Source organism: Corallococcus aberystwythensis (assembly GCF_003612165.1).
GTDB lineage: Bacteria > Myxococcota > Myxococcia > Myxococcales > Myxococcaceae > Corallococcus > Corallococcus aberystwythensis.
Map to the genome: position 1 here is coordinate 14636 of NZ_RAWK01000127.1, position 13894 is coordinate 28529.

Sequence of the window (13894 nt, forward strand, 5' to 3'; positions counted from 1 at the left end):
GCATGAGACCGAGCGTCAGCGTGGAGGAACGCAGCTGGAGGCCCCCAATGGACGTCGCCACCTTCACCCGGCCGGCCCTGCCCGCCGCCACCCTCGCCTTCCTCCTCTTCGCCATGGTGTTGCCGTCGGTGCGCCTGCGCCGGCGCACGGGCCGCCCGGCGCTGGTGCTGCATCGCTCCGGGCCGCCGCTCCAGCGGGTCATCGGCGTGGGCATGGCGCTGTTCATGGGGGCCATCGTGCTCTGGAGCGCGGCGCACCTGGCCTTCGGTGAAACGGCACTGGGCGTGTGGCACGTGCCCGATGCGCTCCGGTGGAGCGGCTGGGCCCTGGTCGCCGTGGGGTTCATCGTCACGGTGCGGGCGCAGGTGGAGATGGGGGCGTCGTGGCGCATCGGCATCGACTCGGAGCGGACGGAGCTGGTGACGGGAGGCCTCTTCGGCGTCGTGCGCAACCCCATCTTCAGCGGGATGCTCATCGTGGTGACAGGCATGGCGCTCGCAACCCCGAGCGCTTGGACCGTGATGGGCTGGCTCGACTATGTGCTGCTCGTGTCGCTCCAGGTGCGGCTGGAGGAGGACCACCTTCTCCGGCTGCACGGTGGCGCGTATCAAACCTATGCGGCGCGCGTGGGCCGCTTCATCCCAGGCGTTGGGCGGCTTGAGCAGGCAGGCGTGGCCAACGCGCCGCGCATCACCGTGTGACGAGGTCTCGTGTGCATTGGAAACATCTCTCGCTCCTCACCGTTCTGCTGCTCGGTGGCTGCGCCTCCATCCAGAAGGAGCGCGGCCACATGGAGGTGGCGGCACTCGTGGAGGAGCGGACCGGTCTGAAGACGCGCTGGAACCAGGGGACGCCCGAGGACGCCCAGGTTCAACAGCACCTGGATGCCCTGCTGGCCGGCGACCTCACGCCGGACCGCGCGGTGGAGGTGGCGCTGCTCAACAACCCGGCGCTCCAGGGGACGTACGAAGAGCTGGGCGTGTCGCAGGCGGACATGGTGCAGGCCGGGCTGCTCACCAACCCGTCCTTCGACGGGAGCATCGGCTTCCCCCTGTCCTCGGACGGCTCCACCGAGTCCGAGTTCTCCATCGTCCAGAGCTTCGTGGACCTCTTCACCCTGCCCCTGCGCAAGCGCGTGGCGAAGGAGCAGTTCCTGGCGGACACGCTGCGCGTCGCGCACGAGGCGCTGGCCACCACGGCGGAGGTCCGTCAGGCATTCACGGAGGTGCAGGCCCGGCAGCAGCTGGTCGCGCTGCGACGCGAGGTGCTCCAGGCCGCGGACGCGGCGGCGGACCTGTCCGGCCGTCAGCGCGCCGCGGGCAACGTCACGGTGCTGGCGCTGGCCACCGAACAGGCCGCGCTGGAGCAGGCGCGGTTGGAGCTGGCGCAGGACGAACTGGCGCTGGTCGAAGCGCGTGAGCACCTCACCCGCCTGATGGGCCTGTACGGCGCGAGGGTGCGGTGGACGCTCGCGCAGAAGCTGCCGGAGGTCCCCGCGTCCGAGGCGTCGCTGGAGCGCCTGGAGACAGTCGCCATCGAGCAGCGGCTGGACATCGACGCGGCCCGGAAGCAGACGTCGCTGTTGTGGAACGCGCTGGAGCTTGCGCGCAGCACGCGCTTCTTCGGCCGCGTGGAGGTGGGCGTGCACACGCACCGCGATGCGAACGGGCCGCGCCTGCTGGGCCCCACGCTGTCGCTGGAGCTGCCAATCTTCGATCAACGGCAGGCGCTCATCGCGAAGCTGGAAGCGCAGTACCGCCAGGGGGAGGTCCGGCTGACGGAGCTGGCCGTGAACGCCCGCTCGGAGGTGCGCGCCGCGAGGGCGAAGCTGGTGACGCTCCGGAACATGGCGGAGCGCTATCAGAAGGTCGTGCTCCCGCTGCGCACCACCATCGTCGAGGAGTCGCAACGCCAGTACAACGCCATGCAGATCGGCCTCCCTGCCCTCCTCCTCGCAAGGCGCGATCAGGTGGAGGCCTGGAGGGCCTACCTGGAAACGGTCCGCGACTACTGGATGGCGCGCGCTGACCTGGAGCGCCTCGTGGGCGGACGCCTGCCCGCAGCCGCGGCCGCGGTTCCCGCACCCGCACCCGCTCCTTCCCCTTCCCCCGATTCCACCCATGAGCACCACGATGCCCACTGACGAAACCCAGGGGCCCTCCGAGGACACGCGGTCCGACGAGTCTCCCGATACGACTCACGCGCTCACGCGCCGCGGGCTGCTCGCGCGCACGGGCGCGACGCTGGCGACGGGCGCCCTGCTGATGCACGGCCGCGCCGCCCAGGCGCAAGCCAGCGTGCCCGGCGCGAAGGGACCGCGCGAAGGCTCCGCCGCGGACACGGGCGGCAAGGTCGCCCGGCAATCGCATCTGCCACCCGGGAAGGCGGGCCGCGACTACCGGCCCGTCGTCGTGCCCAACGGCGCGAAGCTGCCCTGGAAGGTCGTGGACGGCGTGAAGGTGTTCCACATGGTGGCCGAGGAGGTGGAGCACGAATTCGCGCCCGGCCTCAAGGCCACGTGCTGGGGCTACAACGGCCACGTGCACGGGCCCACCATCGAGGTGGTGGAGGGCGACCGCGTGCGCTTCTACGTCACGAACCGGCTGCCCGCGGCCACCACGGTGCACTGGCACGGCATCCTGCTCCCCAGCGGCATGGACGGCGTGGGAGGGCTGAACCAGAAGGCCATCGCGCCCGGAGAGACCTACCGTTACGAGTTCACGGTGCGTCAGTCGGGGACGGGCATGTATCACTCGCACCACGACGAGATGACGCAGATGGCGTTGGGCATGGTGGGCCTGTTCATCATCCACCCGCGCAAGCCGGTGGGGCCGCGCATCGACCGGGACTTCGCCATCATGCTGCACGAGTGGCGCATCGACCCGGGCACGCGGCGTCCGGACCCAAACGAGATGACGGACTTCAATGTCCTGACGATGAACGCGAAAGCGTTCCCGGGCACGGAGCCGCTGGTGGTGCGCAAGGGAGAGCGGGTGCGGATCCGCTTCGGCAACCTGAGCGCCATGGACCACCACCCCATCCACCTGCACGGCTTCCAGTTCCTCATCACCGAGACGGACGGAGGCCGCATCCCGGACAGCGCGCAGTGGCCGGAGACAACGGTGCTGGTGCCCACGGGCAGCACGCGCACCATCGAGTTCGTGGCGGACGAGCCCGGCGACTGGGCCATGCACTGCCACATGACCCACCACGTGATGAACCAGATGGGCCACGACCTGCCGAACATGGTGGGCGTGAAGCCCGACGGCCTGGACGCGAAGGTGCGGCCCCTGCTGCCCGGCTACATGACCATGGGGCAGACCGGCATGGGGGACATGGCAGGCATGCACCACATGCCCATGCCCGCGAACTCCATCCCCATGGTGGGCGGCAAGGGCCCCTATGACGACATCACCATGGGAGGCATGTTCACCATCCTCAAGGTGCGCGACCGGCTGGACGGTGAAGCAGACCCGGGCTGGTACACCCCGCCGCCGGGAACGCAGGCACAGCTGGCCCAGGAGGACGAGCTGCGCCGGGATGGCATCGACGTCTGAGTAGCCAGAAGGAGGGCCACGACGCCTGCATGCCGTGGAAGGGGCGCTCCCCGGCGCCTCCAGTCGTTGCATCAGGGGCCAGCAACGCCCACCTTTCAGTATCTGGTCAGCAACAACGCCTGCGTGGTGACAGGGGAAGGGCCATGGCGAGCATCGCGGAGATCATCCGGAGCCATCACGCGGAGATCGTGCGGTGCTGGATGGAGGAGGCGACCCGGGCCGCGTCGGCCCGAGGCCTGGACAAGCCCGAGTTCAGGAACGTCATGCCCATCTATCTCGCGTCCCTCGCGGAAGCCCGAGCCTCGGGCGGTGAGGGTGATGACAAGCAGCGGCAGCACGTTGAAACCCATGTGTCCGCACGGCTTCGTCAGGGCTTCCATGTCGCGGAGGTGGTCGAGGAGTTCGCCCTCCTGGGGAGGTGCATCACCCAGCTGTGGGCCAACGCGCCTCCCGGCCTTCAGCCCGACGGAAATGACGTCGAGCGGCTCTACGCCGAGCTGCACGTCGCCATGAAGACGGTGACGGACCTCTTCGGCAAGCACCTGCTGGAGGAAGAACAGACAGAGAAGCGCTACCTGCGGCTCCTCCAGAAAATCGCCAGCGAAGCCCTCCGGTTGGACGGTCCAGGGAGCCGGAACCAGTTGAGGGAGTTGCTCAAGGTCATCCTGGAGGCCATGGACGCCCAGAGCGGGGCCTTGTTGTTGTACGAGCCGGAGGACGAGCGCCTGGTCACCGCGGCCTCCGCGGGCGCCGCCAACGAGCAACTGGAGCACTACGCGACCTCCCTGGACCCGAAGTCATTTCCCGGGAGCATCGTGGCGGCGGGCGAGGAGACCTGCTCCCTCTGGGATGCCACGACGACGACGATCGAGGTGAGCGACTCGCTCCGCCAGGGAGGGATCCACTCCCTGCTTGGGGTCCGGCTTCCCGCCCACCGGGCGCTGATGGGCGTGCTCTATATCGGGCTGACTCACACCCGTGAGTTCACCGGCCGGGAGAAGCAGCGGCTCCAGACCCTGGGGCAGCACCTGAGCGTCCACCTGGAGAACGCCCAGCTGTACGCCAAACTCCAGGAGAAGGTCGAAGCGCTCCAGGCCGAGCGCGGCCTCCGAGAGCAGTTCGTCACCATCCTGGCCCATGACCTCCGCGGGCCCTTGTCGGCGGCGAAGATGGGGGCCCACTCGCTCAGCCGCTCCCCGGAGAAGCTGGAGACGCGACGCGACCTGGCGCTGAAGATCGACCGGAACATCGAACGGGCGGACCAGATGGTGCGGGACCTGCTCGACGCCAATCGCATCCAGGCGGGCCAACGGCTGCCGCTCCGGCTCGACACCTGCGACCTGGGAGGCATTGCCCGCGACGTCATCGAGGAGCTGACGCTGCTCCATGGAGAGCGCTTCGTGCTCAAGGCGGAGGCTCGCATCCGGGGCATCTGGAGCGCCGAGGAGCTGCGCCGCGCCTTGTGGAACCTGGGCACCAACGCCCTCAAGTACGGAGCGGCCGGCCTCCCCATCACCTTCACCGTCACGTCGACCGACACCGGAGCACGAGCCTCCGTGCACAACGAGGGGCCAGCGATTGCTCGCGCTGACCAGGAGACCATCTTCAAGCCCTTCGTCCGGACCCGCTCCGCGCAGACGGGAAGGTCGAAGGGCTGGGGGCTGGGACTGACGCTGGTGTGGGGGTGCGCCCGGGCGCACGGGGGAACGGTCGAGCTGACAAGCGATGCCGGCACCGGGACGACCTTCAGTCTGTTGCTGCCCTGGGACGCCCGCCCGTTCCAGGTGGACCGGAAGGAGCCGGAGCCGGCCGCGCAGGTTTCGAGCGGAGCCTGACAGGGGGGCACAGTTCCCGTGGATGGCGGCACCTCGCTCGCGGCATCCCCATCTTTGTGAGCGAACGGAGGATCAGACCCCATGCAATTCGCGGAAAGCGTCGTCCAGGGCCGGATGGTCGTCGCGGCGGGAGGACAGGCGCTCGGGAACGTGGAGACGCTGTCCATTGATAGCGAGACCTGGAAGATCGACTCCATCCAGGTGAAGTTGAGCTCGGAGGCCGCCGAGCAGTTCGGCGTCTACTGGAACTACTTCCACGCGGGACGCATCTACGTGCCGACGCGGCTGGTGCATTCGGTGAGTGACACCGTGCTCCTGTCCGTCACTGTCGACGAGCTCCGTGAGGTGCTCTCCCAGGACGCCGCCAGCGCCCCCATCTGAGCACGGCTTTACTCCCCCGGGCCGGTCCACTACGAGAAGCCTGATGACGAATGGCTTCTGCTGGTACGAGCTCAGGACCTCCAGGCCCGACGAGGCACGGCGCTTCTACTCACACGTGCTGGGAACACCCGCCGTGGGAGAGTTCACCCTCTTGCCAGAAGCCGCCGCCGCCCGGGGCGCTCCCAGTCACTGGTTGGGCCACATCGGCGTTCCCGATCTGGATGCCTCCGTGCAGCGCTTCCTCGCGCAAGGCGCCGAGCGGCTGGGACCGCCACGCAAGTCCACGGAAGGCATTCCGTCCGCAGTGCTGAGGGATCCGTTCGGCGCCGTGGTCGCGTTGACCTCCCGGCCCGGACGGGAATCGCACGCGGAGCTTGCGTGGCATGAACTGCACACGCGCGACCATGCCCGGGCCTTCGCGCTCTACAGCGAGCTCTTCGGCTGGCATCCCACCGAAGCGCTCCAGCTGTCCCCGGAGGTCGGGACGTATCAACAGTTCACCTGGCGCGAGGATGGGCGCAGCGTGGGGGCGGCATGCAGCACCGCACGCCTCCCCCACATCCATCCGCACTGGCTCTTCTCCTTCGCCGTCGACGACCTGGACCGCGCCCTCGCGGCGGTCGTCGACGGCGGAGGGCTGGTGGCCAATGGCACGCACGTCATGCCCGACGGAACCCGCGTCGCCGCGTGTGAGGACCCGCACCGGGCCGCGTTCGGCCTGCGTCAGGCGCCGTAGCGACTGCGTGGCGTTCGCGCTGACGCATCCACCCGGATGAACATGAAGCCCTGTTCAGCTTCACGGGCTTGATGGAGTAGATTCGCGGTCCCCCTGGAGGACACCCCATGACCGCCCCTCTGCCGACGCTGGAACGCCTTCCTCGCGGAGCGCTCACGCTGTTCCGCCTCCGGGCACTCCTGCGCATGGGCATCTACGGGGCGATCGCGTTCGCCATAGCGCTGGCGCTGAGCTTCGCGGGCAACGAGCACTGGCCGTTCCTGCTGCCGTGCGCGGTGGTGCTGGGGTTGAGCGTGCTGACAGCGTGGTATCCGCAGCGAGCCCATGAGCGCTGGGGCTGGGCGCTGCGCGAGCACGACCTGGTCATCTCCCACGGCGTGCTGCTTCATGAGGTGGTGTCCATCCCGGCGGGGCGCATCCAGCACGTGGACGTGCACCAGGGCCCCATCGAAAGGTCGCTGGGGTTGGCGCGCCTGCAGATCTACACGGCCGCGGGCAGTGGCGCGGACGGAGAGATTCCCGGCCTGGCCCGCGAGACAGCGGACGCCCTGCGCGAGCGGTTGGTGCGGCGCGAGGCCGATGATGTCGTCTGAGCCGGTCGCGCTGGCCTCCTCGGAGGAGGTCCCATGGAAGCGATTGAGTGCGAAGGCGCCGCTCGCGGCGCTGGTGCCCCTGTCAGGGATGATCGCACGCGTCTTCCTGGGGGCCCTCCTGCCCACGTACTTCGCGGGCGAGCGCGGCCTGCCCACGGTCCTCTGGGTCATCGTGGTGGGCCTGGCGGTGTTGATGCTCGCCGCGGGGCTTTATGAAGTGGCCACGACGAGCTACCGCGTGGTGGATGCCCAGCTGGAGATCCGCTCCGGAATCCTCACGCGCACGTCACGCTTCATCGAAGCCGCGCGGGTGCAGAACACGGAGGTGTTGCAGCCCTTCGTGTCGAAACTGCTCGGGCTGGTGGAGGTGAAGGTGGAGACGGCCTCCGGGGGCAAGGCGGACGGCCACCTGCGCGGACTCACGCCAGAGGATGCGCAGGCGTTGATCCACGCGCTCCAGGCGGTTCGGGGCGGAGTCACGGTGGCGGTGCCCCTGCCCGGTGAATCCATCCCGGAGGAGCGAGTGCTCTCCGAGGCCCGCCTGGGAGGCCTGCTGCTCTACGGCGCGACCGCGCTGGGCCTGGGCGTGCTCGCGGTGGTGCTGGGCGCGCTGCATGAAATCACCGAGACCTTCCACAAGCTGTTGCTGCCGTGGATGGAAGCGCATTGGGAGTCGCTGGCGGCACCGGGCATGAGCTGGCTGGCCGCGACGGTGGCGGCGCTCGCGGGGCTGTTCGGCCTGTGGCTGGTGAGTGGTGTGAGGGCGGTGTTGCGGTTCCATGGCTTCCGTCTGGTGGATACGGGCACGCACCTGCGAGCGGTCGGAGGGCTCATCACGAGAAGGCAGGTGACCGTGCGGCGGGCGCGCATCCAGCAGGTGGTGCTGGATGAGCCGCTCATGCGCCGAACGCTGGGCTTCGGTTCGGTGGAGGTGGAGACCGCGGGCGTTCGCACGGGCAACGAGGCCGCGGACCGAGCGGAGTTGCTGGTGCCGGTGGTGCCCACGGCGCGCATGCCGGAGCTGCTGCGGGAGTTCGTGCCGGAGCTGCCTGACGCGCTGTCCTTCCAAGGCGCGCATCCCAAGGCGCTCCTGCGAGCGAGGATCCGGGCGGTGGGCCTGAGCGTGCTGGTGGCGGCACCCGCGACCTGGTTCTGGGGAGCATGGGGAGCGGTGGCGTGGCTCCTGCTGCCCGCGCAGTTACTGGGTGCCTGGTTCGACTGGCGCTTCCAGGGATGGCTCGTCACGGAAGCCCTGGTGGTGGTGCGACAGGGCTTCTGGCACAGGCGCACGACGGTGGTGCAGCGCTCGCGCATCCAGTCCGTGCGAGCACGGCAAGGCCCCCTGGAGCGAGGCTACGGCATCGGGCACGTGCGCATCGACGTGGCGGGTTCACACGTCATCCTGCCGAGCGTGGGCTGGGCAGAGGCCCAGTCGCTCATCGACGTACTCCCGGCCCGTCGCCCCACGCGTCGTGCGCCTCCGCAGGGCGTACAGCTTCCTGGGTAGGTGACACCTCCATGCGTGAAGCTGTCGTCGCGCTGTGCGCGGTCTTGATTCTCTCAGGCTGCGCGGGTGTGGAACCGTCAGCGGGCCGAAGCGGTTCCCGGGTCCTCCGCCAGAGGGCTGCTTTCACGCCAGACGGCGCCCCGGAGCGTCGGCGAACTCCGGACACACGGTCCCGGAGAGGTGAAGCCCCGGACGACCCCTTCACCCATCAGGCAGTCATCGCGGCGCTCGGGGAAGCGAAGGCCACGGTGGATGGCGTCGCGAGGACGCTCCCCAGGCTCGCGGAGAACACGAAGGGCCTGGGAGGAACCGACGGCGTCTTCACGCCGTACACCGACTATGGCGCCATCCAGGTGCCATGGCTGCGGGGCACACTCGCAAGAGCCACTTCGCTCGCGGACGCCTCGGAGACCATCGAGGACCCGGACATGCGACTGGGCATCCTCCGGCTGACAGGGCCGCGTCTTGAGGCTGCCATGTCCGGCGCGATGCTTCTGGCCACCTGGCTCGACTTCCTGCGTCTCGGGGAGGTCATCCGGCAGGAGTGCCCCTTCTATGGAGTCGAGCGGTTGTTCGTGGACCTGGACCGCGTGCAGAAACGGATCGAGCCCGCGATGACGGCACTCGCTTCAATGGACCCGGAGAAGGTGCAAGCCACAGCGACTGCAATGCCAGGATTGATGGGGCAGCTCACCGGGGAGTTCCAGTCCATCCAGGAAGGCGCACGCCTGGCGATGGAGCGTGGCGGGCGGGTCGTCGCGGCGGCCCGGTTCCTCGAAATGATCACGCTGGTATCAGCCCTGAATGGGACGCTGCCCAGACCGCCACCCGCCGCTCCCGTCACGTTGAGCATGGGCCTCGTGATGGGCTCAGGGGGCGTGATGATGGGCACACGCATCGTCGTCACCGCAGAGTGGGTGGAGCGGATGCGCAAGCTCGTCCAGGCGGGAGTCATCTCCGCGCCCGTCGTCAGCGCGGCGGTCCGCATCCATGCGGGTCAGGTGCTGATGTCGCAGGCGAAGCAGGACCTGCCCAAGGGCGTGCGCGAGGCATTGGGAGACAGCCCCGAGGTTCGCGCCATGCACGAGACCGGCAGGGCCGGAGCCGGGATGTCCAGCGCACCCAAACACCACGTCCTGCCACAGGAACATCGCGAGTGGTTCGAGAAGCGCGGGTTCAAGGGCGAGATGGACATCGACCAGTTCTGCGTCCGGCTGGAGCAGTCACACCACGAGGCGATTCACGGTGGCGGTGATTGGAGACTGGGCCGTACATGGCCCAGGGAATGGAACCAACTGATCATGCGTCTCTTGAAGAATTCAGAGCGAGCAACGGGTCGCACGTTGACGCGAAATGAAATCCTGAAGACCGTCGCGGAGAACATGAAGTTCTACGGCATTCCGATGCAGTTTATCTCTGGGAGAAAACGATGACTGACGGGCGTGCCTGGCAGGGCAACTGGAAGGCCCGCCTCTACGAGAGGGTCCGTGAACGTGGCTATGACTCCCTCACTGCATTCGCGGATGCACGTCCCGCCGTACCGCTGGCAGTGCTGGCGGAGGAACTGGGTAAGGACGACGTCGCTGGCGTGCAGTTGCTGGGCGGTCTGCTCGCGGAAGCGGAACAGCGCAAGCAGGTCACGCGTTTCGTGCGGGACGTCCTGGTGCGAATGCTGTCGCAGAGCGTCCCCAATGGCTGGCCGGCTGTCGTGGATGACGCGACTCGATTCCAGATCGGCAAGGCGCTGGGGTCATGGTCTGCCTACATTCCTGATGCGTATCAGGAACGCGCGGATCAGGTCATGGCGTCCCTCCGAACCACACCACCACCACCCGGCTGGCGTCCCCTCGGTCCCGACGACGCGCTGCTCCTCACGCTCCTGCCCGACAACGAAGCCTGACTCGCGTCAGCCCCCAATCCCACCCAGCGCCTTCATCCAGATGACGACCGCCACGGCACCCGCATCCGGAATCCCCTTCGCGCGCTCGCCCAGGTAGCTGGCCCGGCCCAGTCGCGGCGACATGCCCGTGGTTGCCTCCGCGCCCTGCTCCGCCGCGCGCGTCGCCTCCGCCCACGCCTCCCCCAACGTCCTTCCCTCCTTGACCGCGCGCACCAGCGTCGCCGCCGCCGGATGCAGCGCGTCCACCATCGTTCGGTCTCCCGGCCGCGCCCCGCCCAGCTCCGACACCGCCTCCACACCCATCTCGAACGCCTTCGCCCAGCCCGCCGCGTCCACTGGCTTGCTCGCCAGGTAGCGCGCCGCCCGCAGCAACGCTGTCGCGTAGAACGGCCCGGAGCTGCCACCGATGTTCCGGCGCAGCGCCTGCCCCAACTCCGTCAACGCACCTGACGGTGTGGCCCACGCCCGCTCCGGCAACGCGCGGATCGCCGCCGCGCCACGCGCCAGGCTCAGCCCCAAGTCTCCGTCCCCCGCCCGGCTGTCCAGTTCCGTCAGCCGCGCCTCGGCCGCGTCCCACGCGTCCGCCACCGCCAGCGCCGCCGCGCGCACCTGCGCCATCTCCGGCTGGGGCTTCGGATGGCCCTGCACCGTCGGGAGCGCGCTGCGCGCGGGCACCACCTGGCGCCGCGTCACCACCTGTCCCCGCCCCGGCCACGCCGGCGCCTCCGTGGGCGCGTCCAACCGCGCGAGCCGCGCGTCATCCACCTTCAACAGCGTGAGCGAACACCCCGGCATCTCCAGCGCCGACAGGAACGTGCCCTGCCACGCGCGCTCCACCGTCACGCCCCGCTCCGCCAGGAAGGCCAACGCCCGGCGCGTCACGATGGCCAGCTCCATGGGCGGAGTGCCTCCCAACCCGTTCACCATCAACGCCACCCGGTCGCCCCGGCCCACCTTCCGGTCCTCCACGATGGCCGACAGCAACGTGTCCACCAGCGCGTCCGCCGGCTGCATCGCCACGCGACTCACGCCCTGCTCGCCGTGGATGCCCAATCCCAACTCCACCTCCCCGTCCCCCAGCGTGAAGCCCGGCCGGCCCGCCGCAGGCACCGTGCACGGCCCCAGCGCCACGCCCATGCTGCCCAGCGCCGCCGCCGCTTCCGCCGCCTCGCGCGCCACCTCCGCCAGCGACGCTCCCGCCGCCGCCGCGGCCCCCGCCACCTTGTGCACCAGCACCACGCCCGCGATGCCCCGGCGCCGCGCGGGCTCCACCGTGGCCAGCAGCGCCACGTCGTCCGCCACCACCACCACTTCCGTGGTAATCCCCTCCGCCCGCGCCAGCTCCGCCGCCAGCCCGAAGTTGAGCCGGTCCCCCGTGTAGTTCTTCACGATGAGCAGCGCGCCCGCCGTCCCCGCCACCGCGCGGATCGCCGCCAGCACCGCGTCCGCGCTGGGTGACGTGAACACGTCCCCCGCCACCGCCGCGTGCAGCATCCCCGTCCCCACGTAGCCCGCGTGCGCCGGCTCGTGCCCGCTGCCCCCGCCCGACAACACCGCCACCTTCCGCGCTCCCAGCGCCGCCGGCACGTCCGCGCGCACCACCACCGTCTCCCCCTCCAGCAACGCCTGGCCCGGCGCGAGCGCCACGAAACCCTCCAGCATCTCCGGGACCACTGCGCGCGGCGCGTTGACGAGCTTCTTCACCATCGACTCCTTGGGCGGACGGGAACGGGGACGGACTGCTCTCGGCACCCACCCTTCCGCCCCGCATCCACCCCGTCAAGCTGGACGCACCGTGCAAGCCCTCCGCCAGACGATTGCGTCACGGAACCCGCTTTCCCATTGACTCCAGAAGACTTGTGATGTTGATTCTCATTATCATTCGCCAAGTTGCAACAAATCACGGCGGTCCGGCGCGAAGCGCGTCTGGGCCTGGCCGAGCCCTGTCTGGCATTGCCGGGTCAGGTCAGGGTCGAAGTGTGTCTGGATTCAGGTGACTGTCTTGAGTGCTCCATCCCCCGCCGCGCGCGAGCGCACGCTGCTGTGGCTCCTCGCGGCGGTGCAGTTCACCCACGTCGTCGACTTCATGATGCTGATGCCCCTGGGCCCGCTCCTGATGCAGCGGCTGGGGCTGTCAGCGACGCGGTTCGGTGCGCTGGTGTCCGCGTACACGCTCGCGTCCGCGGCCATGGGGGTCCTGGGCGTGTTCTGGCTGGACCGCCTGGAGCGCAAGCGCACGCTCCTGATGCTCTACGCGGGATTCATCGCCTCCACCCTCCTGTGCGGCGCGGCCACCGGGGCCACGGGCCTGCTCCTCGCGCGCACCGTGGCCGGAGCCTGCGCGGGGCTCATGGGCGCGGTCGTCATCGCCATCGTCAGCGACGTGGTGCCGGCGGAGCGCCGGGGCCAGGCCATCGGCACCGTGATGACCGCGTACGCGCTGTCCGCCGTGGCGGGCGTGCCGCTGGGGCTGGGCCTCGCGAACCTGGGGGGCTGGCGCTCGCCGTTCATCGTCCTCGCGGGACTCGCGGGCGTCGTGTGGCTCCTGCTCCTGCGCTTCCTCCCCCGCGTGGACGGGCACCTGTCGCACGCGTCCGGTGCGGCGGCCGCCGCGGGCTTCACGCCCCGGCTGGCGCTGGGCTGGGGCCTCACCTTCACGGTGGTGTTCGCCAGCTTCCTGCTCATCCCCTACCTGGGCGCCTTCATGGTGAACAACGTGGGCCTGTCCCTCACGGACCTGCCGTGGGTGTACCTGGTGGGCGGCGCGGCCACGTTCGTGAGCTCGCACTGGATTGGCCGGATGGCGGACCGCCTGGGGGCCGCGCGCGCGCTGGCGCTGCTGCTCGTCGCCACCATGGCGCCGCACCTGCTCTTCACGCACCTGCCGCCGTCGCCGCTGCCGGTGGTGGCCGTCGTGTTCGTGCTCTTCATGACGCTCACCTCCGGCCGCGCCATCCCCACCATGGCGCTCGTCGCCTCGCAGGTGCCGCCGTCCCTGCGCGGCCGCTACCTCGCGGTCAACATGGCGGCCAGCGACGGCGCCTCCGGGCTCGCCGCTTGGATGGGCGGCCTGCTGCTCAGCACCGCGCCGGACGGCACGCTCATCGGCTTCGCGCAGCTGGGCTGGCTGGCGGTGGGCATCTCCACGCTCGCGCTCGGGATGTTGTGGACCTTCGTGGGCCGCGCCGTGCGGCTGGACGTCACGCCCACGCCCTGAATCCCTCTCAACCCCTCACCAGGACCCGTTCATGTCCCAGACAGCACCGGCTGCAGATCCGTGGGGCACTGGTCCGCCACCACGACGACGACGTCCGCGCCCGCCTTGCGCGCCTCGGGGATCGCCGTGTTGAGCGCGTCCTCGGTGGGCGTGACCTCCAGGCCTTCC

12 protein-coding genes are annotated in these 13894 nt (G+C 69.6%); 11 read left to right on the forward strand and 1 reads right to left on the reverse strand.

Annotation, left to right across the window (positions count from 1 at the left end):
- Positions 1-47 precede the first annotated feature (47 nt).
- The 10 genes from D7W81_RS21440 to D7W81_RS21485 all read left to right on the forward strand — a co-directional run bounded on the left by D7W81_RS21440 (position 48) and on the right by D7W81_RS21485 (position 10509).
- Positions 48-701, forward strand: coding sequence for a methyltransferase family protein (locus tag D7W81_RS21440; RefSeq protein ID WP_120557254.1), 654 nt, complete (start codon positions 48-50; stop codon positions 699-701).
- 11 nt (positions 702-712) lie between these two features.
- Positions 713-2143, forward strand: a complete 1431-nt coding sequence (locus D7W81_RS21445; RefSeq protein WP_120557255.1) for a TolC family protein — start codon at positions 713-715, stop codon at positions 2141-2143.
- Positions 2133-3557: a multicopper oxidase family protein gene (locus D7W81_RS21450; protein ID WP_244227338.1), complete on the forward strand. Its 1425-nt coding sequence runs from the start codon at positions 2133-2135 to the stop codon at positions 3555-3557. Before D7W81_RS21445 ends, D7W81_RS21450 begins: the two co-directional genes overlap by 11 nt.
- A gap of 143 nt (positions 3558-3700) precedes the next feature.
- A complete protein-coding gene (locus D7W81_RS21455; protein WP_120557257.1) occupies positions 3701-5392 on the forward strand; it encodes a sensor histidine kinase in 1692 nt (563 codons plus the stop codon).
- An 81-nt stretch (positions 5393-5473) separates the two neighbouring features.
- On the forward strand, positions 5474-5773 hold the full coding sequence (locus tag D7W81_RS21460) for a PRC-barrel domain containing protein (RefSeq protein ID WP_208721397.1): 300 nt from the start codon (positions 5474-5476) through the stop codon (positions 5771-5773).
- Between the two features lie 43 nt (positions 5774-5816).
- On the forward strand, positions 5817-6509 hold the full coding sequence (locus tag D7W81_RS21465; protein WP_120557258.1) for a VOC family protein: 693 nt from the start codon (positions 5817-5819) through the stop codon (positions 6507-6509).
- A gap of 107 nt (positions 6510-6616) precedes the next feature.
- Positions 6617-7102, forward strand: a complete 486-nt coding sequence (locus D7W81_RS21470; RefSeq protein ID WP_120557259.1) for a PH domain-containing protein — start codon at positions 6617-6619, stop codon at positions 7100-7102.
- Between the two features lie 43 nt (positions 7103-7145).
- Positions 7146-8609, forward strand: coding sequence for a PH domain-containing protein (locus tag D7W81_RS21475; RefSeq protein WP_158621645.1), 1464 nt, complete (start codon positions 7146-7148; stop codon positions 8607-8609).
- Positions 8610-8620: 11 nt separating this feature from the next.
- On the forward strand, positions 8621-10042 hold the full coding sequence (locus D7W81_RS21480; protein ID WP_120557261.1) for a DUF2380 domain-containing protein: 1422 nt from the start codon (positions 8621-8623) through the stop codon (positions 10040-10042).
- On the forward strand, positions 10039-10509 hold the full coding sequence (locus D7W81_RS21485) for an NUDIX hydrolase (RefSeq protein WP_120557262.1): 471 nt from the start codon (positions 10039-10041) through the stop codon (positions 10507-10509). Before D7W81_RS21480 ends, D7W81_RS21485 begins: the two co-directional genes overlap by 4 nt.
- A 6-nt stretch (positions 10510-10515) precedes the next feature.
- Here the strand turns inward: D7W81_RS21485 and dhaL are convergent, their stop codons facing one another.
- Positions 10516-12213, reverse strand: coding sequence for a dihydroxyacetone kinase subunit DhaL (dhaL, locus tag D7W81_RS21490; RefSeq protein WP_120557265.1), 1698 nt, complete (start codon positions 12211-12213; stop codon positions 10516-10518).
- Positions 12214-12502: 289 nt separating this feature from the next.
- On the opposite strand from dhaL, the gene mxcK reads away from it, so the two are divergent.
- On the forward strand, positions 12503-13726 hold the full coding sequence (gene mxcK / locus D7W81_RS21495) for a myxochelin export MFS transporter MxcK (RefSeq protein ID WP_120557263.1): 1224 nt from the start codon (positions 12503-12505) through the stop codon (positions 13724-13726).
- Positions 13727-13894 lie beyond the last annotated feature (168 nt).

Coding starts and splice junctions, on each gene's coding strand:
- D7W81_RS21455 (WP_120557257.1), top strand. CDS start 3,701: ATGGCGAGCATCGCGGAGATCATCCGGAGCCATCACGCGGAGATCGTG.
- D7W81_RS21460 (WP_208721397.1), top strand. CDS start 5,474: ATGCAATTCGCGGAAAGCGTCGTCCAGGGCCGGATGGTCGTCGCGGCG.
- D7W81_RS21465 (WP_120557258.1), top strand. CDS start 5,817: ATGACGAATGGCTTCTGCTGGTACGAGCTCAGGACCTCCAGGCCCGAC.
- D7W81_RS21470 (WP_120557259.1), top strand. CDS start 6,617: ATGACCGCCCCTCTGCCGACGCTGGAACGCCTTCCTCGCGGAGCGCTC.
- D7W81_RS21440 (WP_120557254.1), top strand. CDS start 48: ATGGACGTCGCCACCTTCACCCGGCCGGCCCTGCCCGCCGCCACCCTC.
- D7W81_RS21450 (WP_244227338.1), top strand. CDS start 2,133: ATGCCCACTGACGAAACCCAGGGGCCCTCCGAGGACACGCGGTCCGAC.
- D7W81_RS21485 (WP_120557262.1), top strand. CDS start 10,039: ATGACTGACGGGCGTGCCTGGCAGGGCAACTGGAAGGCCCGCCTCTAC.
- D7W81_RS21480 (WP_120557261.1), top strand. CDS start 8,621: ATGCGTGAAGCTGTCGTCGCGCTGTGCGCGGTCTTGATTCTCTCAGGC.